The sequence below is a fragment of the Bradyrhizobium sp. WSM4872 genome, from assembly GCF_055811715.1.
Genome location: NZ_JBVVPT010000007.1, coordinates 231,296 through 250,392, shown reverse-complemented (window position 1 = coordinate 250,392; position 19,097 = coordinate 231,296). Strand labels below are relative to the sequence as shown.

The following is a 19,097-nucleotide window of genomic DNA, read 5'->3' as shown; positions in this document are numbered from 1 at the left end:
CGCGGGCAGGAACCAAACCGGCCCGCCCGGCATAGGCCTTGCGAGTACATGACACGCACCGGCGCCAGCGTCTCGAAACGCGACAATCTTGGCCGGGTCAACGGTGATCGCGATGTTGAGTACTGATCAACTGGACGTGGCGAACAACGGCACAGGCTCGGCCTTGGTGCCGCTGATGCCGGTTTTGCAGTGGGTCCACAAGGCCCCGCTGCCGCGCCCCGATCCGAGCTTCGTCGCCCAGCTCATCGCCAATGCCGAGCATCTGCCCCAGGCGAGCCGACTTCGCCGCGTGTCGTCCGAGGATGCGCAGGTCGCCTATGGGAGCAAGCGCCCGCTTCCGAGCGTCACCGCGCGCACGCGGCAGGTGGCTTGAATCAGCGCGGCGCGTCGGGAGACGGCTGGGTGCCGTTGCCCGGCTGCAAATGCGGCGAGGGAATTTCCGGCGAGGGCGTACTCACAGGCTTCGGCGCCGGGTGATCCATCAGCACGGATTCGGCGACCGATTGTGCCGTGGGCGCGGGCGGCTCCGCCAGAGCTGGTTGCGGAGGGGACACTGGCTCGAACTTGGGCTCGAACTCATCCGCCGGCGTCTCGGCCCGGCGCTTGGCCTTGCGGGGCGCCGGCACCGTCGTTTCGGCGACATAAGCGACGCGGCGGCGGGTGCGCTGGGCGATGCCGCCGAGGAAATCAGCCATCGCGAGCAGCACCAGAAGGAAATAGGTGGAGTTGCCGAACTTGGGCCACATCACGAATTCGGCCGCAGCAGCGCCGAACACGATCAGCGACAGCAGATGATCCATCAGGAATTTCGAGCCAGGCCGCGCGCCCTTGACCACTTCGAGCAGCAGCAGCACGACACCTAGCGCGAGCATCAGGTCGGAAAGCGTGACCGGCCAGGCCTCGCCCGTGATCATCGGCACCTTGAACAGCACGTCCGTAAAGGACACGCTCGGCATCAGGAACGCGATGATGTTGTAGACCGCGAGCGGGATCAGGAGCAGCGGGAAACCGACCATCGGCGAAATGCCTTCTCGATCAAGAAATCCAGACAGGACAATGCGGCGGCGAAGCATTCGCTCCGCCGCCGTCACTGTCATATCTCATGGATTGGCCGAAATCAGGCAGGCGAAATCATCCTGCCTGGGGAAAGGTCCCGAATTCAGGACTCTTTCTTCTTCAGGACCTGACGGCCCTTGTACATGCCGGTCTTGAGGTCGAGATGATGCGGACGACGGAGCTCGCCGGAATCCTTGTCTTCCACATAGGTCGGCTTCTTGATGGCGTCAGCCGAGCGGCGCATGCCGCGGCGCGACGGCGAGGTTTTTCTTCTCGGAACGGCCATTTCAGTATCCTCTAGGGATTGGTGTCATCAGGGCATCGTCCGCGAGGGGACGGCTCAGCACCCGCAAACCGAGGCGAGCTGAATGCCGGTCAAGGCCGGGCTTATAGAGGAAGGCCTGCCTTAAATCTAGGGCTCTGGGTCGGAAAATGCGCCCGAAAAGGACCGGAAATCACCGGTTCTCCCGCCAGCAGGTCGAAAGTGAACTCGCCTGCGCTCGCGCCACATAGGTCCCGGCCAGCCGCCGGACACCCGGTCCCGGCGTCCTGGCGCTGCGTTTGACCGGATTCGGCAGGATCGAGGCCAGAAGTGCCGCTTCCCGGGGCGAGAGGTCCTCGGCCGATTTGCCGAAGGCATAGGCGCTGGCCGCCTCGGCCCCAAACTGGCCCTGCGGTCCCAGCTCGGCGATGTTGAGGTAAATCTCCAGGATCCGTGCCTTGGGCAGGACGAGATCGATCCACAGCGCCAGGGGGAATTCCAACGCCTTGCGGACGAAGTCCCGCCCCTGCCAGAGGAACAGGTTTTTCGCCACCTGCTGGGTGATGGTGGAAGCACCCCGGAACGGGGTCCCGTCCTCCTTCGCATCGTCGATCGCCTCACGCAGCGCACCCCAGTCGATGCCGTGATGCTTGCAGAAATGGGCGTCCTCGGCCGCCACAACCGAGCGTGGCAGCGAGGGCGACATCGCCGCCAGATCGATCCATTCCCGCTGCATCGGCGCACCCCGAAGCGAGCGCCAGACCATCAGCGTCGAAACGGGATGGCCGGTTCGGTAGAATGGCGCGACGACATAGGGCGCGAGAGCCGCGACCGCGAGCACCAGAAGAAGGGTTTTGACGACGCGCAAATCAACCTTTCCGGCGCAGAACGAAACGCGGCCACGGGACCGGCATTAAGTCTGTGATAATTCGGGCCTTTTCCAGCACTTTTTAGGCCTTCCAAACGATTGACTGAGGCGGGCGCATAAAGGATTGTCCCGCCGAATTTTAGTTCTGGAGCCCTTCTTGATGACCGGCACGTCCCCGTCCGATTTCGCCAAACGTCTGGACAAGACCGCTGATGACACTGAGGCCCTGCTCGGGCGCCTGCTGTCGGACGACATCCTGCACGATGAGATCGCCCGTCCCAAGCGACTGATGGACGCAATGCGCTATTCGAGCCTGAATGGCGGCAAGCGTCTGCGGCCGTTCCTCGTGGTCGAGAGTGCGGCGGTGTTCGGCGTTCCCCGCGAAGCCGCGCTGCTCGTGGGCGCCGCCCTCGAATGCATCCACTGCTACTCGCTGATCCATGACGATTTGCCGGCGATGGACAATTCGGACCTGCGCCGCGGCCGCCCCACGCTGCACAAGAAGACCGATGACGCGACCGCGATCCTCGCCGGCGACGGCCTCCTGACGCTCGCCTTCGACATCATCACCCGCGACGAGATCCATCGCGACGCCAATGTGAGGCTGTTGCTGACCCGCGCACTGGCGCGCTGCGCCGGCATCGGCGGCATGGTCGGTGGTCAGATCCTCGATCTCGCCGGCGAAGGCCGCTTTGGCGGCAACGAGCCGATCGACGTGGCCCGCATTCAGCAGATGAAGACCGGTGCGCTGCTGCGCTACGGCTGCATCGCCGGCGCGATCCTCGGCCAGGCCTCGCAAAAGGAATATCAGGCGCTGGACGATTACGGCCGCGCGCTCGGCGAAGCCTTCCAGATCGCCGACGACCTGCTCGACGTCGAAGGCGATGCCGCCGCGCTCGGCAAGCCTGCCGGCGCCGATGCAGCGCTCGGCAAGACCACCTTCGTCACCCAGCTCGGCATCGAGGGCGCCAAGCAGCGCGTCCGCGATCTGCTCGCGCGGGCTGACAGCGCGGTCTCGATTTTCGGCGAACGGGCCGCCGTGCTGCAAGCGGCTGCGCGGTTCGTGGCCGAACGGAAGAGCTGATAGCGCGATGGCGGGCGGCAGCAAGGAAGACCCCGCCCTCGCCCGTTTTCGCAAGATGTCGCGGCCGATGCGGCTGATTTATGCGCGTCCGCGGACGTTCATGTCGCTTGCCGTTGGTATTCTCGTCTGCCTGCTCATCCCGGGTTCGCACCGGCTGGTCACGCGGCTTCTGTTCGGCTGGGATGCGTTGATCGCCGTTTATCTGGTGCTGGTCTACGCGATGATGCTGTGCAACGACCACCAGCACATCCGCCGCGCCGCAGCGATGCAGGACGACGGTCGCTTCGTAATCCTGCTGGTGACGGCGATCGGCGCCTTCGCCAGCATCGCCGCGATCGTCTCCGAGCTTGGAACGCCGCATCGCGGCGTCCTGGAGCTGAGCATCGCAATCACCACCATCGTATTGTCGTGGGCCGCCGTGCACACGATCTTCGCCCTGCATTACGCGCATGATTATTACCGGCACGCCACGCCGGGTGGCCTTCAGTTTCCCAGCGGCGACAAGGAAGACCACGCGGATTATTGGGACTTCGTCTATTTCTCGTTCGTGATCGGTATGACCGCGCAGGTCTCCGACGTCGGCATCTCCGACAAGACCATCCGCCGCACCGCGACCGCGCACGGCATCGTCTCATTCATCTACAATACGGCCTTGCTGGCGCTGACGGTCAACATCGCGGCGAGCGCGATCTCGACGTAGTCGTCGTCCTGGCGAAAGCCAGGACGCATTGCCACCGGCCGTTGTTTTGCGAAGACTGGTGGTTGGCTCCTCGGCGCCGCAATTTCTCCCTGGGGTAATGGGTCCTGGCTTTCGCCAGGACGACATTGGGAGCTAATTACATACCTCGGCATTGGCATCGTTGCCGGGGCCGCCGCCGCCACGATATTCGAGATGGCAGCCGCGGTTGACCGCACGACAGCCGCTATTGTTGCAGAATAGCTGTCCGCCACTCGAGCGGCGGCTGGCGCCAGCCGCAGCAGCAATGCCCGCAGCACCGCCAAAGCCGCCCGCCGCTCCGGCAGCCTCACCGCCGGCTTGACGACGCTGCCGTGCGGGACGCTCATCGCCGTCGTCACGCTTTGCGGTCGCAGGCTTGGCGGTCGCGGGCTTGGCGGGCTTGGCGGCACGCTGCTTCTCGCACTCGTTGTCGTCGTTGAGCGCATAGCCATCACGGCAGACGATCTTGGTGCACTTGTCGCCATCGGCCTTGAAGCCGTGCTCGCAAACAAGCGGACAGACGCGCGACTGTTTCGACTTGACCGTGTCGAGCGCATCGGTGCTCGCCACCTTCACGTCGAGCTTGGTGCCGGCGTAACGGTTGAACTGCGACAACGAGCGCTGCGCGGACGTCGTCCAGTTGCCGTCGGCGGCGCCGGAGAAGCAGCCGACACGGCCGAGCTCGGTCTGCACCGAGCGGCTGAGATCGGCCGGCGCGGTGGCCGGCGTCAGCGACGCGACGTTGGTGCCGGCGGGGCTCGCCGTGCTGGCCGGCGCTGCACCCGGCGCCGCGGCGGCGAGATTGACGCGCTGCTGCTCGGCGGCGGCCGCCTGCTGCTGCGCCTGCTCCTTGGCCTTTTGCGCGGCAAGCTGTACCTGCTCGGCGGCCTTGGCATCGGCAGCTGCCTTGGCCTGCGTATCCTTCTGCGCGCCAAGTGCGGCAAGACGATCGCGCTCGGCCTCGGCCTGTTTCGCCTTCTCGGTGGCCGCCGCATGAGCCTGCTCGGCGCCAATTTTTTCGAGCTGAAGCTTGGCAAGGCTCGCATAGAAGCCGTCGGAATGCTGGGCGAGGAACGCCTCCCATGCCGGCCTGTTGCCGACCTGGAGCGCGAGCTCGTAATCGCGGCGGATGTCGGCCTGCGGGTTCGGCACGGGCGCAGCAGCAGCCGCAGCGGTCACCTTGACCGGCACCAGCGGCACGTCCTCGCCGCCGAGCGAGCCATAGACGAACGGCTCCTGCTTGTTACCTGTCGACTTGAGCACGTCGTCGCGCACGAAGCCGAAGGCGCGGCGGACGTCGAGGCCCGGCGTCGTCAGATGCTTCGACAGCGCCACGGTGAAGGGGCTGTTCGCACCGTCGCCATCCTGCGCCGTGAAGCCGGCCTTGGCCGAATAGGCGATCAGCGTGTTGGGGCTGGTCGGCTCGACCTGAGCGAGGCCGCGGCCGATGCCGCGCGAGGCGACCGTGCGCTTCATGGTCTTGCCGAACGGATTGTCACGGCAGGCGTCCAGGATCACCAGGCGAAGCTGCTTGGCCGGTTCGACCGCGACCAGGACGCGATCGAGGGAGAGCGCCTCGTCAAAGACGTCGGTGTCACGCTCCAGCTTGGCGTCGACAGGGATCAGATAGTTCGAGCCTTCGACCTCGATGCCGTGGCCGGCATAATAGACGACGGCGATATCGGCATCGCGGGTCCCGTCGGCGAATTCGCGCAGCACGCGCCGCGTCTCCAGCGCCGTCAGATCGTGCCGGGAATCGACGATGTCGAACCCGGCCTCCTTCAGCGTCTTGGCCATCACCGAACCGTCATTGACCGGGTTCGTAAGCGACGGCGCATGCTGATAGGCGGAGTTGGCGATCACCAGCGCGACGCGCTTCCCCGCGAAAGCCGGCCCGGCGACGAATAGCAGCGCGACGGCGAGGAGAAGGGGGCAAAATCTGAGCAATTTGCGCATGACACGACTTCCGGGTTCAGGGCATTTCAAGTCCCTTTGGGATGGCTTTAGCAGGGTCCGCCGCGAGCGCTTGTGATGGAGGTCACGAAGGTGGCGCCAGCGGCAGGCCGAAAGGCCCCTTTTGTTTGTCGCGCCAGTCCGTGCGCGGTTCGCCGAGAAACAATCCCACAGCAGGTTCCCTCAAGCACCCCCGATGTGACCCCGATATTGAGGCAGATTGTCCGTAATCTCGTGCCAGGGGGCCTTCGAGCCCACGAAAATGTGGGCGCTCGGTCGGATCGAGGGGGCGTCGACCAGGGTTCCCATGGCGACATGGACCCATTTTCCCTCGCGCACCCGGGAATAAAGCAGCGAGCCGCAGCGGGCGCAGTGGGCGTCATGGGTGGTGTCGTCACCGTAGATGGTGCGCTGGTCCTCGCCTCTGACGATGCGGAGCTTGCTCTGCTCGATGCCGGCGAACGGCTTGAAGGCGGCGCCGGTGGTGCGGCGGCAATTTGAGCAGTGGCAGTTCATCGCATAGGAGAACGCGTCCGCCACCTCGTAGCGCACGGCGCGGCAGTAGCATTCGCCGACCAGGATACGAGCGTTCGAATTCTCTGATCCGGTCATCACCGTGTCCTTGCGCAAATGGTACGGACACCATAGCGCATTTTGATGTGTACGACTAAGTTCGCCCCGAGCCATCATTCAAAGGGATGACCCATGAGCCAGAACCGTTCGAGCGTCGAAGCCGTCGTGCAATCTTACTTCGACGGACTCTACGAGGGCGATGCCGAAAAACTCGGCGCCATCTTCCACCCCTCCGCCGATTTGCGCTGGGTCGAGAAGGGCGAGCTGCAGGTGCTGACCGTGCCGGACTGGCTCGACCGCGTGCGCAAACGTCCCTCCGGCAAGGCCGAAGGCAAAGCGCGCGAGGATTTCATCGTCACCATCGACCGTTCCGACGACAAGACCGCCTTTATCAAGGTCCGGTGCCAGTTGCCGCCGCGTTTTTTCACCGACTACCTGGTGGCGATGAAACTCGCCGACGGCTGGCAGATCGTGTCGAAATCTTATCGGTATGACCTGCGGGAGTGAGGGGGCTTCCCTCCCGCTCGCCGCTACGTTCCCTCCCCTCGTCTCCGTCCAACAGGTCCCCATGGTTCTCGACCGCCGTTCGCTGCTCGCCTCGCTGTGGTGGATTGCTGCGTCCCCTGCGTTCGCCGCGGACGCGCTGCCTGAGCTCGAAACCTATGAGCGCGAGAGTGGCGGCCGGATCGGGGTCTATGCCGAGAATCTCGCGACCGGCGCGAAGCTCGCATGGCGCGCCGACGAACGGTTCGTCATGTGCTCGACGTTCAAGGCTTCGCTCGCGGCCTGCGTACTGGCGCGGGTCGATCGTGGCGAGGAGCAGCTTGCGGCCATGATCCCGTACGGCAAGGCCGACCTGCTCGAATACGCACCGGTCGCCAAGCAAAACATTGCTGCCGGCGCAATGTCGGTCACCGAGATGTGCAAGGCGATCGTCGAGCTCAGCGACAACACCTGCGCCAATTTGCTGTTGGCACGGATCGGCGGCCCCGCCGCGCTCACGGCATTCTGGCGGTCGCTCGGCGACACCACCTCGCGGCTCGACCACAACGAGCCCGAGCTCAACCGCTCACCGCCCGGCGATCCCCGGGACACCACGACGCCGGCGGCGATGACAGGCAATCTGCGCCGGCTGATGACGGGCGAGGCGCTGTCGGCCACCTCGCGCGCACAGCTCACGGAATGGATGGTGGGCTGCAAGACGGGCGCGAACCGGCTGCGTGGCGGGCTCCCCGCTAGCTGGAAGATCGGCGACAAGACCGGCAACAACGGCAAGGACGCCTCGGGTGATATCGCAGTGGCCTGGCCCAAGCCCGATGCGAAGCCCGATGCACCGATCCTGATCGCGGCCTATATCCAGGGCGGCACGCCGAGTGCGGCGCAGATCGAAACCGCGTTCGCACGCATCGGCCGCATGGTGGCCGAGCGGCTGGCGTGAGCCGCACGCATTGACCTTGCGACCGCTTCCGGGTGAAGACAGATCATCATGGAAGCGAAATTTCAGACCTTTCTCATCCTGCTCGCCGTGCTGGCGGGCACCGCGCTCGTCGCCCGCCGCTTCAACATCGCGCCTGCCATTCTGCTGATGCTCTCCGGCGTCGGCCTCGCCTTCGTGCCGGGCATGCCACCGGTCGAACTGCCGCCGGAATTGGTGCTGCTGATGGTGCTGCCGCCGCTGATCTACTCGGCGAGCGTCGCGATGAGCTGGCGCGAATTCAAAAAGAATCTTCGCCCGATCGTGCTGCTGGCGGTCGGCGCGGTGATCTTCACCACAGCGCTGGTCGCAACCGCTACCCACTATCTGATCGGCCTGCCCTGGACGATCGGCTTCCTGCTCGGCGCCATCGTCGCGCCGCCCGATGTGGTGGCGCCGCTCGCGATCGCACGCCGGCTGCATTTGCCGCGCAGGCTCATGGTCATTCTCGAAGGCGAAGGTCTGGCGAATGACGCCACCGCTCTGATCCTCTACCGCTTCGCGCTCGCCGCAATCATGGTCGGACACTTCTCGCTGCCTCTGGCAGGCGGCGAATTCCTGCTCATCGTCGCCGGCGAGATCGCCTTCGGCATCGGTGTCGGCTGGCTCTCCCTGCGGTTCCGCAAATGGTCGGGGGACCCGCAGGTCGAGCTGACACTGTCGCTGATCACGCCCTATGTCTCCTACTGGCTGCCCGAGCATCTCGGCGGCTCCGGCGTGATCGCCACCGTCGCCTGTGGCCTCTATGTCAGCTGGAACGGCCCGCTGCTGATCTCGGCATCGACGCGCCTGCAGGGAATCTTCTTCTGGGACCTCGTGATCTATCTGATCGAGGGCTTGCTGTTCCTGCTCACGGGGTTCCAGATGCGCGCGCTCTACGAGAAGTCGAAGGCGTTTCCGCTCGACGACATCATGATCGCGACCGCCGTGGTGCTGGCGGTCGTCGTGATCGCACGCTTTGCCTGGCTCTATCCCGCGACCTATCTGCCACGAATGCTCAGCAAGTCGCTGCGTGCGCGCGATCCGTCACCACCATGGCAATGGCCGTTCGTGCTTGCGTTCACCGGCGTGCGCGGCGCGGTGTCGCTGGCGGCAGCACTGGCGCTGCCGTTCACGCTGCCGGGCGGCGAGGCCTTTCCGTTTCGCGACCTGATCCTGTTCGTCGCGTTCGGCGTCATCTTCATCACACTGATCGGCGTCGGCCTCACGCTGCCCCCGGTGGTGCGTTGGCTCGGTGTCGCGGAAGCCGGTCGCAACGAGCATGCCGCCGAGCACGAGGCCGAGATCGCGGCACGGCGCCAGGCCCTCGATGCCGCCCTGAAGTCGCTCGATGCGCTGACCGAGGAGAAGGACGTGTCCGACGAGGTGATGCGGCTCCTGCGCGCCCGCCACGAGATCCGGGTCAACCAGCTGCCCGATTCGCTCGATCTCACCCGCCACGACGTCTCCGCCGCCGGTACCGCCTTGACCCGCGATCTGATCGCCGCCGAGCGCAAATTCATCCACAACCTGCTGCGTGACGGCCAGATCACCGACGAGACACGCCGGCGGATCGAGCGGGATCTGGATCTGGAGGAGGCGAGTTTGGCAAACCGCGAGTATCGCGGAGGGCCACTGTAGCTTCTCGTCATTGCAAGCGAGCCGACTACCGCCTCTCGCAAAATTCCTTCATCGCCACCGCCACGGCGCCCGCAATGATCTCCTGACGCTCCGGCGAGTTCATCGCCATTTCCTCGTCGCGGTTGATGATGGAGCCGGCTTCGAGCAGCACTGCGGCGCTGCGGGTTTGCGAGAGCACGACGAGCCCGTCATAGCGGTAGACGCCGACATCCTTGTCGAGCAATTGGCGCCGGTAGCGGCCCATCACCGGCAGGGCGTATTGGCCGGCATAATGCAGGTCCTGATCCTTCAGCTGCCGGCCGATCATCCGGGCCAGCATCAGGCTCGCAGCGTAGTGCGGATTGCGCTGCGACACGAACAGAGAGTGGCCCGAAAAGCGGTCGCTGAAATAGCTGTTCGCGCCGTCGAACTCCCAGGTCTCGATCAGCTTGTCCGGCACCGAATCGTGATGGATCGACAGGAAGAGATCGGCCCGGGCACCATTCGCGGTACTGACGCGTTTGAGCAGGCTCGGCCGCGCCTTGCCGTCGGTGACGAGCAGTCGGGCCGCGGCAAAGCCTTCGGCCTTGAGCTTCGCCGTGATCAGACTCGCAAGCCGGAAGTTGAAGCCGAACTCCGTGTCGTTGCGCGCGCTCAGTGCGCCGTAGGAGTCCGGGGTGTGCCCGACATCCACGACGATCCGGAATTTCGACATCTCGCATTTGACCGGCGCGTGCGGCGGCTTGGGTTTCGCGATCTTCCGCGCGATAGCGGCATGACCTTCACTTATAGGCGTCAGCGACAATGGCAAGATCGACGCGACGAGCGTCCAGACAAGACTTGCAAGGATGCTGCGCGGCTGCCCCAAGTGCTACTCCGCTGCCGCTGTTCGCGGCCGGCCGACAAAGCCTGTGACGTCGCCGAAACGCTCCAGCATCACCGCGGAAAGATCCTTGGCCTTGCTGGTGACGCAGGCGCCCGAGCGCACCGCGTAGCGATCCTGATGCGCGGCGTGCGGCGGCGACTCGCCCTGCTGAAGTGCCCGCGCCAGCTCCATCACGACTTTCCGGAAATGCATGATACCGAGATCGGTCGGACCGAGATGCTCGCGGGTGCGGTCGGCGATCGGGCCCTGGCTATCCTGTACGGCCGCATCCTGTTCGGAGACACCCTTGATGCCAGTGTAGCTCCTGGTCTTCTGCAGCTTGCGGTCGATCAGATAGTCGTTGCCCTTGTGGCGCAGCGGCACGTAATTGTCGCCGACCTCCGCGATCACGCCATTGCCGCGATCGAAGGCGTCGCGCTCGGCTTGCGTCAGCGGCCGCTCCGGATTCCAGGCATAGGCGTAGATCCAGCAATTGGTGTCGGTGACGGGCACGAAGGTCTGGCCAAAGATGTTCTCGCCCGGCATCGCACTCGGAGCATAGGCGTGGAACGGCATCAGGAACTGCGCGATGCGCCAGTAGATGTTGTCGCCGCCGGTGAGCCGCCCACCGGCGATGGTGAGGCCCGCCTCGTGCGAGGCGATCTTGATCACGGGGCGCGGATCCTCCGCGATCCAGCGCATGTGATCGCTCGACATCCGCGCGATCGGATTCACGAAATGCTTCTTGATGTCCAGGATCTCGTTCTCCTCCTTGTCGAAGGAGAGATGGGCGAAGGTGAAATGCGCGGTGTCGATCGAGCCTTCCAGCGCCTGCACCCAGTTGCAGTCCTGCCATTTCTTGCTGACATAGCGGTGCGAAGCCGGCAGCAGCGCCATTTCGAGATCGGGCAGCTCGGGCATCGCGTCAGCCGGGCCCATATAGGCCCAGATCATCTCGCCCCATTCGCGCACCGGATAGGATTTGATGCGGATGAGATCCTTGGCGTTGAGGTCGGGATATGAGGTCGGCATGTCGACGCAGCGGCCGTCGGTGTCGAACTTCCAGCCGTGATAGACGCAGCGGATGCCGCATTCCTCATTGCGCCCAAGCCAGAGATTGGCGCCGCGATGCGGGCAGTACTGGTCGATGATTCCGACGACTCCGCGCGTATCGCGGAAGGCGAGCAGCTCCTCGCCGAGAACGACGATCTTCTTCGGCTCGCCGTCGGGCTCGGGGAGTTCTTCGGACAGAAGCACGGGGATCCAGAACCGGCGCAACAATTCGCCCATGCCGGTTCCGGGGCCCGACTCGGTCAGGAATTTGTTGTCCTCGGCGCGGAGCATGGCAGGCCCTCCCGACTATTTTCGCAGAGATTGGCGCGGGTGCGGGAGGACGTCAACGCGGAACGCGTTGCGCAGGCCGGTTAAACCGGCCGCTCCCCCTTCACCGTCACGCGCGTGCCGGAGCGCGTATGCGGCCAGTAGTCCCACATCGCACGGTGCTGGGTGCAGCGGTTGTCCCAGAACGCGATGGCGTTCTCGGTCCAGCGGAAGCGGCACTGGAACAGCGGGTTCTCGGCGTGCTGGTAGAGATAGGCAAGCATCGCATCGCTCTCGTCGCGCGGGATTCCGTTGATGTGGCGGGTGAAGCCGCGGTTGACGTAGAGCGCCTTCCTGCCGGTGACGGGATGCGTGCGCACCACGGGATGCTCCGCACTCGGATAGGACGGACGGTCGGCGACGCCGTAATTGGCGTAGAGCCCGCGATAGATCGGCTCGCCGTCATGCAGCGCGGTCAGCCCGTCGAGATAGGCCTTCATCCGATCCGACAGCGCCTCGTAAGCGGCGTACATGTTGGCGAACAGCGTGTCACCGCCACGCGGCGGGCACTGCTTGATGTAGAGGATCGAGCCCATCGGCGGCTCGAGATCGCAGGACACGTCGGAATGCCAGCCCTCGCCATTGGCGCGCGGCGAGTTCGCATCCGCATAGATCTTCATCAGAGCCGGGTCTTCATCCTCGTGCGGCGCGGCAGGATGAAAATGCAATTCACCGAACTTGCGGCCGAAGGCGAGATGCTGTTGCGGCGTGATGTTCTGGTCGCGGAAGAAGATGACGAGGTTTTCGGCAAGCGCGCGATGGACCTCGTCCATCTGCCGGTTGGAGCGGGCATCGTCGGAAACGAGCTTGCCGATGTCGACGCCGGAGATCTCCGCGCCGATGATCGGGGTCAGCTTTTCGACCGCGATGGTCTCGTAGGGCGCGCCGTCGTCCGTCGCGTGGCGATAGCGCGGGCCCTGCTTGCCGGCGAGTGAGCTCATGGCGTGTCTCCCGATCGCTTTGATTGGGAGCATCGTAGCCCGGATGGAGCGAAGCGCAATCCGGGTTGAGTTCGTCAGCTTGCGAGAACCCGGATCTCGCTGCGCTCCATCCGGGCTACGCGCCGCAAAAGCAGAGTAAGCCTACTCCGCCGCGGTCACCGGCACCTTGGCGCCCTGGCCGTAGCGCTGCTCGATGTAGTCGATCACGAGCGCCTTGAAGTCGGCGGAGATGGTCGGGCCGCGCAGGGTGCGGAACTTCTTGCCGTCGACGAACACCGGGGCAGCCGGCGCCTCGCCCGTGCCCGGCAGCGAGATGCCGATATTGGCGTGCTTGGATTCGCCGGGGCCGTTGACGATGCAGCCCATCACCGCGACGTTGAGCTCTTCCACGCCCGGATATTTCGTCTTCCAAGTCGGCATCTCGTCGCGGATGAAACCCTGGATCGAGCTGGCCAGTTCCTGGAACGTGGTCGAAGTCGTGCGGCCGCAGCCGGGGCATGCCGCAACCAGCGGCACGAAGGTGCGGAAGCCCATGGTTTGCAAGAGCTCCTGGCCGACCTGCACCTCGCGGGTGCGGTCGCCGCCGGGCTCCGGCGTCAGCGAGATGCGGATGGTGTCGCCGATGCCCTGCTGCAACAGGATGCCGAGCGCGGCCGAGGACGCCACGATGCCCTTGGTGCCCATGCCGGCCTCGGTCAGGCCGAGATGGATCGCGTAATCGGAACGGCTGGCGAGATCCTGATAGACCGCGATCAGATCCTGCACGGCCGACACCTTGGCCGAGAGGATGATGCGATCCTTCGGCATGCCGAGCTCTTCGGCGCGCGCGGCCGAGAGCAGCGCGGACTGCACCATGGCCTCGCGCGTCACCGCGCGCACGTCGCGCGGATCGGCGGACGCGGCGTTCTCGTCCATCAGCTTGGTCAAGAGCTCCTGATCGAGCGAACCCCAATTGGCGCCGATGCGAACCGGCTTGTTGTTCTTGTTGGCGATCTCGATGATGTCGGCGAACTGGGTGTCGCGCTTGTCCTTGAAGCCGACATTGCCGGGATTGATACGATATTTGGCGAGCGCCTCGGCGCAGGCCGGATAGGCCGCGAGCAGCTTGTGGCCGATATAGTGGAAGTCGCCGATCAGCGGCGTGGTGATGCCGCGCTTGAGCAGGCCGTCGCGGATGTGCGGGACGGCAGCGGCGGCCTCCTCACGGTCCACGGTGATGCGGACCATTTCGGAGCCGGCGCGGGCGAGTGCCGCGACCTGGGCGATGGTGCCGTCGATATCGGCGGTGTCGGTGTTGGTCATCGACTGCACGACGATCGGCGCGCCGCCGCCGACGGCGACGTCGCCGACCTTGACCTGGGTGGTCTTGTGCCGGGGCGCGGGGCCCGCAACGTCGGAATCGATGGTGTTTTCGAGCTTGTTCATGGCGTCCAAATATCAGGTTTTGGTGACGTTCAGCAATGCATCGCGCGGCGCCGCAGCGGATTGGCTGGGACGGTTAACCAGAAAAAGCCCAGCAATGACAAGGACCGCGGCAGCCCCGAATGTCAGGTTCAGCGTATCGTGCATGATGAAATAGCTACCCACCACGCCAAACAAAGGGGTGATGAAGGTAAAAGCCGACAATTTGCTGGCTGAATACGTCTTCACCAGCGCGAACCAAAGCGTGAACGTGGTTCCCACGACCCAGATCGCCTGGAAGGCCATCAGGCCCAGCGACAGCGGCGACGGGGTGTGGGGGATCGTCTCCCCGAACAGCCAGGCGGCCAGCCCCAGGATCGGGATCGAGGTCGCGACCTGGTAGCCCAGCGCCTTCTCGGGCGCCGCGAAGCGCAGCCGGGTGCCCTTGGCAACCAGCGTGGTCGCCGCCCACAGCGCCGCGCCGCCGACGATCATGAGGTCGCCGAGCAGAACATGCGAATCGACATTGGGCTGCGGCACGCCGATCGCGAGTGCGACACCGGCAAAGCTGATGGCGAGCCCCAGCCATTGCGTCCCGCCAAGCCGCTCGCCGAGCACCTGGTAGGAGCCGAGCGCGACGAAGAACGGCGCGGTGTAGAGGAACACGACCGCCCGCGATGCCGGCGTGAAGCGCAGACCCTGGAAGATCAGCACGAACTCGATGCCGAACATCAGTCCGGCGATGACGCCCGGCTTCCAGGTGCCGTCGCGCTCGAAGAAGTTAACGCCGCGCAAGCTGCCGATGATGAACAGCACCGGCAGCGCGCCCATCGAGCGGAACGTGGCCTGCAGCATCGGCGGGATGTCCGGCAGCACCAGCTTCACCGCGATCTGGTTGAACCCCCAGGTCAGGCACAGCATGAGCATCAGGGCGATGGCGCCGGCACTGAGGGGACGACCGGCGGACGGTATGGTTTGAGGTGGGGACATTTCTTCCTGAAAAAAACCGGCTTGCGCCGTTGTTGTTCTATGCAGCTTTCTGACAATGCGCGCAGACGCCCGTGATTTCCACCACGGACAATTTGGGAGCGAAGCCTGAGCTGCGTGCGGCGGCGTTGAGGTCCTTGGCGAAGGAAGCCGACGGAATCTCACCGACCAGGCCGCAGCGCTCGCAGATCAGGAACGTCACCGCCGAGGTCGCGTCGTGGTCGTGAGCGGCGCAGGCGAGATAGGCGTTGCGGCTTTCGATGCGGTGCACGAGGCCGTTGGCCATCAGGAAATCGAGAGCACGATAGACCGTGATCGGCGCCGGCCGCGGCATCGATTTCGCCAGCTCGTCGATCACCTCATAGGCGCCGAGCGGCCGGTGGCTCGAGAGCAGCGCCCCCAACACATGGCGGCGTATCGGCGTGAATTTCTGCGCGCGCTCTCCGCAGACGGCTTCGGCATGCGCCAGCGCATCCGCGGTGCAGCGGCCGTGATCGTGGTCGGGCGCGGGAAATGCCGGCTTTACGAGGGTCATGCGACCGGCGTTCTAGCATTTCGACAGGGGAACCCAAAGCAGGACCGGCGATGCGCCCATCAGCCATGCTCGGCCTGCGGGACAGCGTCCCGCAAACCCGCCGTGAAATAATCATAAGCTTGCTTATTATATTCCAAGCTTATTGGAGACCAAGCTCATGAGCCCAGGGCCCGTGGACCAGAATTTCCTGTTTACGCTCGCCGAGCTCTATCGCCTGCTCCGGGTCTATGCCGACAAGGAAGCCTCGCGCTTCGGCATCACCCGCGCGCAATGGGCGGTGCTCGCCAAGGTCGAGCGCAGCGAAGGCATGAAGCAGTCGGAGCTCGCCGAGCTTCTCGAGGTGCAGCCGATCACGCTGACGCGCCTGATCGACAAACTCTGCGACAGCGACTGGATCGAGCGACGCAACGATCCTTCGGATCGCCGCGTCAAGCGGCTGTACCTGAAGAAGGCCGGGCGGCAGTTGCTCGGGCGGATGAGCGGGCTGAAGTCCGAGCTCACGGCCAACGCACTCGACGGCATCACGCCGGCGGACGCCCATCGCCTCCTCACCCAACTCGAAACAATCAAGGAAAACGTGCGGTCCGCGATCCAGACCAGCGGAGCGGAACAAGCGCGTAAGGAGCAGCGCTATGGCTGATCAGGTTCTCAAATTCCAGCCCGAGCAGAAGAGCGACAGCGGCAAGCCCACCAAGAAAGCCGGCACCAATCCGCGCCGCCGCCTGGTGGCGGGCCTGCGCCGTTATCGCCGCGTCCTGCTCCTGGTCGTGCTGCCGGTCGTCGTCGCGGTTGCCGGCTTCACCTTCTATCTCAATGGCGGCCGTTACGTCGGCACCGACGACGCCTATGTCGGCGCCCAGAAGGTGCTGGTGACGCCCGACATCTCCGGCAAAATCCAGAAGGTCGTCGTCAAGGAGGGCCAGATCGTCAAGCACGGTGACGAGCTGTTCGAGATCGACCCCGCTCCGTTCCGTCATGCGCTGGAAGAAGCCAAAGCGCAACTCGCCCAAGCCCGCATCACTTATGACAATCTGGTTGCCAACATCAAGATCTACGGCGACATGCTCAATCTCGCCCAGCAGGGCGTCGACCTGAAGCAGCGCGACGTCGAGCGCAAGCAGGCGCTGGTAAAGAACAATTACGGCTCGCAGCTCGATCTCGACAACGCGTCGAATGCACTGGTGACCGCCGGAGCGCAGGCGCAATACATCAAGCAGCAGCTCTCCAATGCAAAGACCCAATTGCTCGGCAATCCCGAGTTGCCGCTGGAGCAATTCCCCGCCTACGCGCAAGCCAAAGCCAAGCTGGACGATGCCCAGCGCAACCTCGACCACACCGTGCTCCGCGCGCCGATGGATGGCGTGGCAACCCAGGTCGAGCAGATCCAGCTCGGCCGCTACGTCGCTGCCGGCACGCCGGTGTTTTCCATCATCGACGTCGCCCATCCCTGGGTCGACGCCAATCCGAAGGAGAGCGACCTCACCTACGTCACCGAAGGACAGCCGGTCACGCTCGAGGTCGACGCATTCCCGAACCATCTCTTCAAGGGCAAGATCGGCTCGCTCTCGCCCGGCACCGGCGCGCAATTCGCGATCCTGCCGCCGCAGAACGCCAGCGGCAATTTCGTCAAGGTGGTGCAACGCGTGCCGATCCGGATCTATTTCGACGAGACCGACAAATACGTGCGCAAGCTGAAGGCCGGCATGAGCGTCTACGCCACCATCGACACCGGCCACCGGCGCTCGCTCGCCGGCCTGCTCGGCCTGTCGGCGACCGCGAGCCAAGACAAAGATTCGGACAAAGACTGAGACAGGGACTGATCCGATGTCCGGCCCCAATGCCCATTTGATGGTTCCCGGCCTGCGCCGGAACATGGTGACGATCTGCGCCATGACGGCAACCATCATGCAGGCGCTGGACACCACCATCGCCAACGTCGCCCTGCCCTACATGCAGGGCACTCTGTCGGCCTCGCAGGACCAGATCAACTGGGTGCTGACCTCCTACATCGTCGCCGCCGCGATCATGACGGCACCGGTGGGCTGGATCGCCAACCGCTTCGGCCGCAAGCGCATCTTCATCATCTGCTCGGCCGGCTTCACCATGGCATCGGTGCTGTGCGGGCTTGCGCAGGACATCAACCAGATGGTGCTGTTTCGCCTGCTGCAGGGCGTGTTCGGCGCGGCCCTGGTGCCGTTGTCGCAATCGGTGATGCTCGACTATTACACGCTCCAGGAACGCGCCAAGGCCATGTCGATCTGGGGCATGGGCGTGATGATGGGACCGATCATGGGTCCCTCGCTCGGCGCCTGGCTGACCGAGACTTATTCCTGGCACTGGGTGTTCTTCGTCAATCTGCCGTTCGGCGCCATTACCGTGATCGGGCTGATCATCTTCATGGACGAGACCCGGAAGGATCTCAGTCTCAAGTTCGATTGGTTCGGCTTCGCGGCGCTGGCGGTCGCAATCGGCTCGCTTCAGCTCGCGCTCGACCGCGGCGAGCAATTGGGCTGGCTCGAATCGGGTGAGATCCTTGCGGAGTTCATCGTCTCGGCCGTCGCCTTCTATTTCTTCATTGCGCACTCCTTCACGACCTCGACGCCGTTCATCCGCTTCGCGCTCTTCAGGGATCGCAACTTCGTCACCGGCTGCATGTTCATGGTCGTGATGGGGCTCGTGCTGTTCTCGACCATGGCGCTGGCCTCGCCCTACATGCAGAACGTGATCGGCTATCCCATCATCACCGCGGGCCTGCTGCTGGCGAGCCGTGGATTCGGCACCTTCTTCGCCATGATGCTGGTCGGCCGCATGATGCGTTATGTAGAGGCCCGCACGCTGATCATCACGGGCCTGACGCTGACCGCGGGCTCGCTGTTCCAGATGACCGGCTGGACCGATTTGACCCAGGTGCCGGAGATCGTGACCGTCAGCGTCATCCAGGGCTTCGGCTTCGGCCTCGTCTTCGTGCCGCTATCGACGGTGGCGTTCCTGACCTTGTCGAACGAGCTGCGCACCGACGGCACCGCGATGCTGACCCTGATGCGTAACGTCGCGAGCTCGGTCGGCATTTCCGTCGTCATCGCCCAGCTGACGCAGGGCACGCAGCGGACCTACGCGATCCTGTCCGAGCACATCAACCCGTTCAACCACGCGCTCCAGATGCCCAGCGTCAGCGGCATGATCAATCTCTCCACCGACGCCGGCCGTGCCATGGCCGATCGCATGGTCAGCGTGCAGGCGCAGATCATCGCCTTCGCGCACGACTACCAGCTGGTGATGTTCTTCATCCTCTGCACCATCCCGCTCGCCCTGCTGATCGGCTCGACCAAGGCCACCCTGCGCAAGCAGGCGGCCGGGCCGGAGCACGCGGTGATGGAGTAACGCCGTCGTCCCGGCGAAGG

General features: G+C 64.6%; 20 protein-coding genes. 9 read left to right on the top strand and 11 right to left on the bottom strand.

Going from position 1 to position 19,097, the window contains the following annotated elements; all coding sequences use genetic code 11:
- Positions 1-112: 112 nt before the first annotated feature.
- Positions 113-373 (top strand): hypothetical protein, encoded by a 261-nt coding sequence (locus tag AC0L3C_RS13065; RefSeq protein ID WP_473408165.1) that lies wholly within the window; start codon positions 113-115, stop codon positions 371-373.
- Position 374: 1 nt separating this feature from the next.
- Here the strand turns inward: AC0L3C_RS13065 and AC0L3C_RS13060 are convergent, their stop codons facing one another.
- The 3 genes from AC0L3C_RS13060 to mtgA form a co-directional block, all read right to left on the bottom strand.
- Entirely contained in the window at positions 375-1,016 is a 642-nt protein-coding gene (locus AC0L3C_RS13060; RefSeq protein WP_473408164.1) for a hypothetical protein, read from the bottom strand.
- A gap of 143 nt (positions 1,017-1,159) precedes the next feature.
- Entirely contained in the window at positions 1,160-1,342 is a 183-nt protein-coding gene (gene rpmF, locus AC0L3C_RS13055; RefSeq protein ID WP_007598106.1) for a 50S ribosomal protein L32, read from the bottom strand.
- A 169-nt stretch (positions 1,343-1,511) separates the two neighbouring features.
- The gene (gene mtgA / locus AC0L3C_RS13050; protein WP_473278402.1) at positions 1,512-2,186 is read right to left on the bottom strand and encodes a monofunctional biosynthetic peptidoglycan transglycosylase; all 675 of its coding nucleotides are present in this window, start codon (positions 2,184-2,186) and stop codon (positions 1,512-1,514) included.
- Positions 2,187-2,346: 160 nt separating this feature from the next.
- Here mtgA and AC0L3C_RS13045 point away from each other — a divergent pair, with 160 nt between their 5' ends.
- Both AC0L3C_RS13045 and AC0L3C_RS13040 read left to right on the top strand, forming a co-directional pair.
- Positions 2,347-3,270, top strand: a complete 924-nt coding sequence (locus tag AC0L3C_RS13045; RefSeq protein ID WP_473262191.1) for a polyprenyl synthetase family protein — start codon at positions 2,347-2,349, stop codon at positions 3,268-3,270.
- 7 nt (positions 3,271-3,277) lie between these two features.
- Positions 3,278-3,970: a DUF1345 domain-containing protein gene (locus AC0L3C_RS13040; protein WP_007598111.1), complete on the top strand. Its 693-nt coding sequence runs from the start codon at positions 3,278-3,280 to the stop codon at positions 3,968-3,970.
- 132 nt (positions 3,971-4,102) lie between these two features.
- On the opposite strand, the gene AC0L3C_RS13035 is transcribed toward AC0L3C_RS13040, so the two are convergent.
- Together AC0L3C_RS13035 and AC0L3C_RS13030 are read right to left on the bottom strand one after the other, a co-directional pair.
- A complete protein-coding gene (locus AC0L3C_RS13035) occupies positions 4,103-5,944 on the bottom strand; it encodes a caspase family protein (RefSeq protein ID WP_473408163.1) in 1,842 nt (613 codons plus the stop codon).
- Positions 5,945-6,124: 180 nt separating this feature from the next.
- Positions 6,125-6,553 (bottom strand): GFA family protein, encoded by a 429-nt coding sequence (locus tag AC0L3C_RS13030; RefSeq protein ID WP_473278404.1) that lies wholly within the window; start codon positions 6,551-6,553, stop codon positions 6,125-6,127.
- Positions 6,554-6,646: 93 nt separating this feature from the next.
- Here AC0L3C_RS13030 and AC0L3C_RS13025 point away from each other — a divergent pair, with 93 nt between their 5' ends.
- The 3 genes from AC0L3C_RS13025 to AC0L3C_RS13015 all read left to right on the top strand — a co-directional run bounded on the left by AC0L3C_RS13025 (position 6,647) and on the right by AC0L3C_RS13015 (position 9,608).
- The gene (locus tag AC0L3C_RS13025) at positions 6,647-7,021 is read left to right on the top strand and encodes a nuclear transport factor 2 family protein (protein ID WP_106941496.1); all 375 of its coding nucleotides are present in this window, start codon (positions 6,647-6,649) and stop codon (positions 7,019-7,021) included.
- A gap of 61 nt (positions 7,022-7,082) precedes the next feature.
- On the top strand, positions 7,083-7,952 hold the full coding sequence (bla, locus tag AC0L3C_RS13020; protein WP_473408162.1) for a class A beta-lactamase: 870 nt from the start codon (positions 7,083-7,085) through the stop codon (positions 7,950-7,952).
- Positions 7,953-8,000: 48 nt separating this feature from the next.
- Entirely contained in the window at positions 8,001-9,608 is a 1,608-nt protein-coding gene (locus tag AC0L3C_RS13015) for a Na+/H+ antiporter (RefSeq protein ID WP_473408161.1), read from the top strand.
- A 25-nt stretch (positions 9,609-9,633) separates the two neighbouring features.
- On the opposite strand, the gene AC0L3C_RS13010 is transcribed toward AC0L3C_RS13015, so the two are convergent.
- The 6 genes from AC0L3C_RS13010 to AC0L3C_RS12985 all read right to left on the bottom strand — a co-directional run bounded on the left by AC0L3C_RS13010 (position 9,634) and on the right by AC0L3C_RS12985 (position 15,696).
- Positions 9,634-10,455 carry an N-acetylmuramoyl-L-alanine amidase gene (locus tag AC0L3C_RS13010; protein ID WP_473408160.1) on the bottom strand — a complete coding sequence of 274 codons (822 nt, stop codon included), beginning with the start codon at positions 10,453-10,455 and terminating at the stop codon, positions 9,634-9,636.
- Positions 10,456-10,458: 3 nt separating this feature from the next.
- A complete protein-coding gene (locus AC0L3C_RS13005; RefSeq protein ID WP_473408159.1) occupies positions 10,459-11,796 on the bottom strand; it encodes a Rieske 2Fe-2S domain-containing protein in 1,338 nt (445 codons plus the stop codon).
- Between the two features lie 80 nt (positions 11,797-11,876).
- Positions 11,877-12,773, bottom strand: a complete 897-nt coding sequence (locus AC0L3C_RS13000; protein ID WP_473408158.1) for a TauD/TfdA dioxygenase family protein — start codon at positions 12,771-12,773, stop codon at positions 11,877-11,879.
- Positions 12,774-12,914: 141 nt separating this feature from the next.
- Positions 12,915-14,198 carry a flavodoxin-dependent (E)-4-hydroxy-3-methylbut-2-enyl-diphosphate synthase gene (gene ispG / locus AC0L3C_RS12995; RefSeq protein WP_473262213.1) on the bottom strand — a complete coding sequence of 428 codons (1,284 nt, stop codon included), beginning with the start codon at positions 14,196-14,198 and terminating at the stop codon, positions 12,915-12,917.
- Positions 14,199-14,210: 12 nt separating this feature from the next.
- Positions 14,211-15,164 carry a DMT family transporter gene (locus AC0L3C_RS12990; protein ID WP_473408157.1) on the bottom strand — a complete coding sequence of 318 codons (954 nt, stop codon included), beginning with the start codon at positions 15,162-15,164 and terminating at the stop codon, positions 14,211-14,213.
- 37 nt (positions 15,165-15,201) lie between these two features.
- Entirely contained in the window at positions 15,202-15,696 is a 495-nt protein-coding gene (locus AC0L3C_RS12985) for a Fur family transcriptional regulator (protein ID WP_473262215.1), read from the bottom strand.
- A 157-nt stretch (positions 15,697-15,853) separates the two neighbouring features.
- Here AC0L3C_RS12985 and AC0L3C_RS12980 point away from each other — a divergent pair, with 157 nt between their 5' ends.
- The 3 genes from AC0L3C_RS12980 to AC0L3C_RS12970 are packed head-to-tail and all read left to right on the top strand — an operon-like array spanning position 15,854 to position 19,077.
- On the top strand, positions 15,854-16,336 hold the full coding sequence (locus AC0L3C_RS12980; RefSeq protein WP_007598134.1) for a MarR family winged helix-turn-helix transcriptional regulator: 483 nt from the start codon (positions 15,854-15,856) through the stop codon (positions 16,334-16,336).
- Positions 16,329-17,504, top strand: coding sequence for an HlyD family secretion protein (locus AC0L3C_RS12975; RefSeq protein ID WP_473262219.1), 1,176 nt, complete (start codon positions 16,329-16,331; stop codon positions 17,502-17,504). The genes AC0L3C_RS12980 and AC0L3C_RS12975 overlap by 8 nt, the downstream gene beginning before the upstream one ends.
- A 16-nt stretch (positions 17,505-17,520) precedes the next feature.
- A complete protein-coding gene (locus tag AC0L3C_RS12970) occupies positions 17,521-19,077 on the top strand; it encodes an MDR family MFS transporter (RefSeq protein WP_473408156.1) in 1,557 nt (518 codons plus the stop codon).
- The last annotated feature ends 20 nt before the right edge of the window (positions 19,078-19,097 follow it).

Bases quoted from the DNA above. Each gene is read 5' to 3' on its own strand.
- AC0L3C_RS12985 (WP_473262215.1), bottom strand. From the start codon at position 15,696: ATGACCCTCGTAAAGCCGGCATTTCCCGCGCCCGACCACGATCACGGC.
- AC0L3C_RS13005 (WP_473408159.1), bottom strand. From the start codon at position 11,796: ATGCTCCGCGCCGAGGACAACAAATTCCTGACCGAGTCGGGCCCCGGA.
- ispG (WP_473262213.1), bottom strand. From the start codon at position 14,198: ATGAACAAGCTCGAAAACACCATCGATTCCGACGTTGCGGGCCCCGCG.
- AC0L3C_RS13000 (WP_473408158.1), bottom strand. From the start codon at position 12,773: ATGAGCTCACTCGCCGGCAAGCAGGGCCCGCGCTATCGCCACGCGACG.
- AC0L3C_RS13025 (WP_106941496.1), top strand. From the start codon at position 6,647: ATGAGCCAGAACCGTTCGAGCGTCGAAGCCGTCGTGCAATCTTACTTC.
- AC0L3C_RS12970 (WP_473408156.1), top strand. From the start codon at position 17,521: ATGTCCGGCCCCAATGCCCATTTGATGGTTCCCGGCCTGCGCCGGAAC.
- bla (WP_473408162.1), top strand. From the start codon at position 7,083: ATGGTTCTCGACCGCCGTTCGCTGCTCGCCTCGCTGTGGTGGATTGCT.
- AC0L3C_RS12990 (WP_473408157.1), bottom strand. From the start codon at position 15,164: ATGTCCCCACCTCAAACCATACCGTCCGCCGGTCGTCCCCTCAGTGCC.
- AC0L3C_RS12980 (WP_007598134.1), top strand. From the start codon at position 15,854: ATGAGCCCAGGGCCCGTGGACCAGAATTTCCTGTTTACGCTCGCCGAG.
- AC0L3C_RS13065 (WP_473408165.1), top strand. From the start codon at position 113: ATGTTGAGTACTGATCAACTGGACGTGGCGAACAACGGCACAGGCTCG.
- AC0L3C_RS13035 (WP_473408163.1), bottom strand. From the start codon at position 5,944: ATGCGCAAATTGCTCAGATTTTGCCCCCTTCTCCTCGCCGTCGCGCTG.
- rpmF (WP_007598106.1), bottom strand. From the start codon at position 1,342: ATGGCCGTTCCGAGAAGAAAAACCTCGCCGTCGCGCCGCGGCATGCGC.
- AC0L3C_RS13060 (WP_473408164.1), bottom strand. From the start codon at position 1,016: ATGGTCGGTTTCCCGCTGCTCCTGATCCCGCTCGCGGTCTACAACATC.
- AC0L3C_RS12975 (WP_473262219.1), top strand. From the start codon at position 16,329: ATGGCTGATCAGGTTCTCAAATTCCAGCCCGAGCAGAAGAGCGACAGC.
- AC0L3C_RS13015 (WP_473408161.1), top strand. From the start codon at position 8,001: ATGGAAGCGAAATTTCAGACCTTTCTCATCCTGCTCGCCGTGCTGGCG.
- AC0L3C_RS13045 (WP_473262191.1), top strand. From the start codon at position 2,347: ATGACCGGCACGTCCCCGTCCGATTTCGCCAAACGTCTGGACAAGACC.
- AC0L3C_RS13030 (WP_473278404.1), bottom strand. From the start codon at position 6,553: ATGACCGGATCAGAGAATTCGAACGCTCGTATCCTGGTCGGCGAATGC.
- AC0L3C_RS13040 (WP_007598111.1), top strand. From the start codon at position 3,278: ATGGCGGGCGGCAGCAAGGAAGACCCCGCCCTCGCCCGTTTTCGCAAG.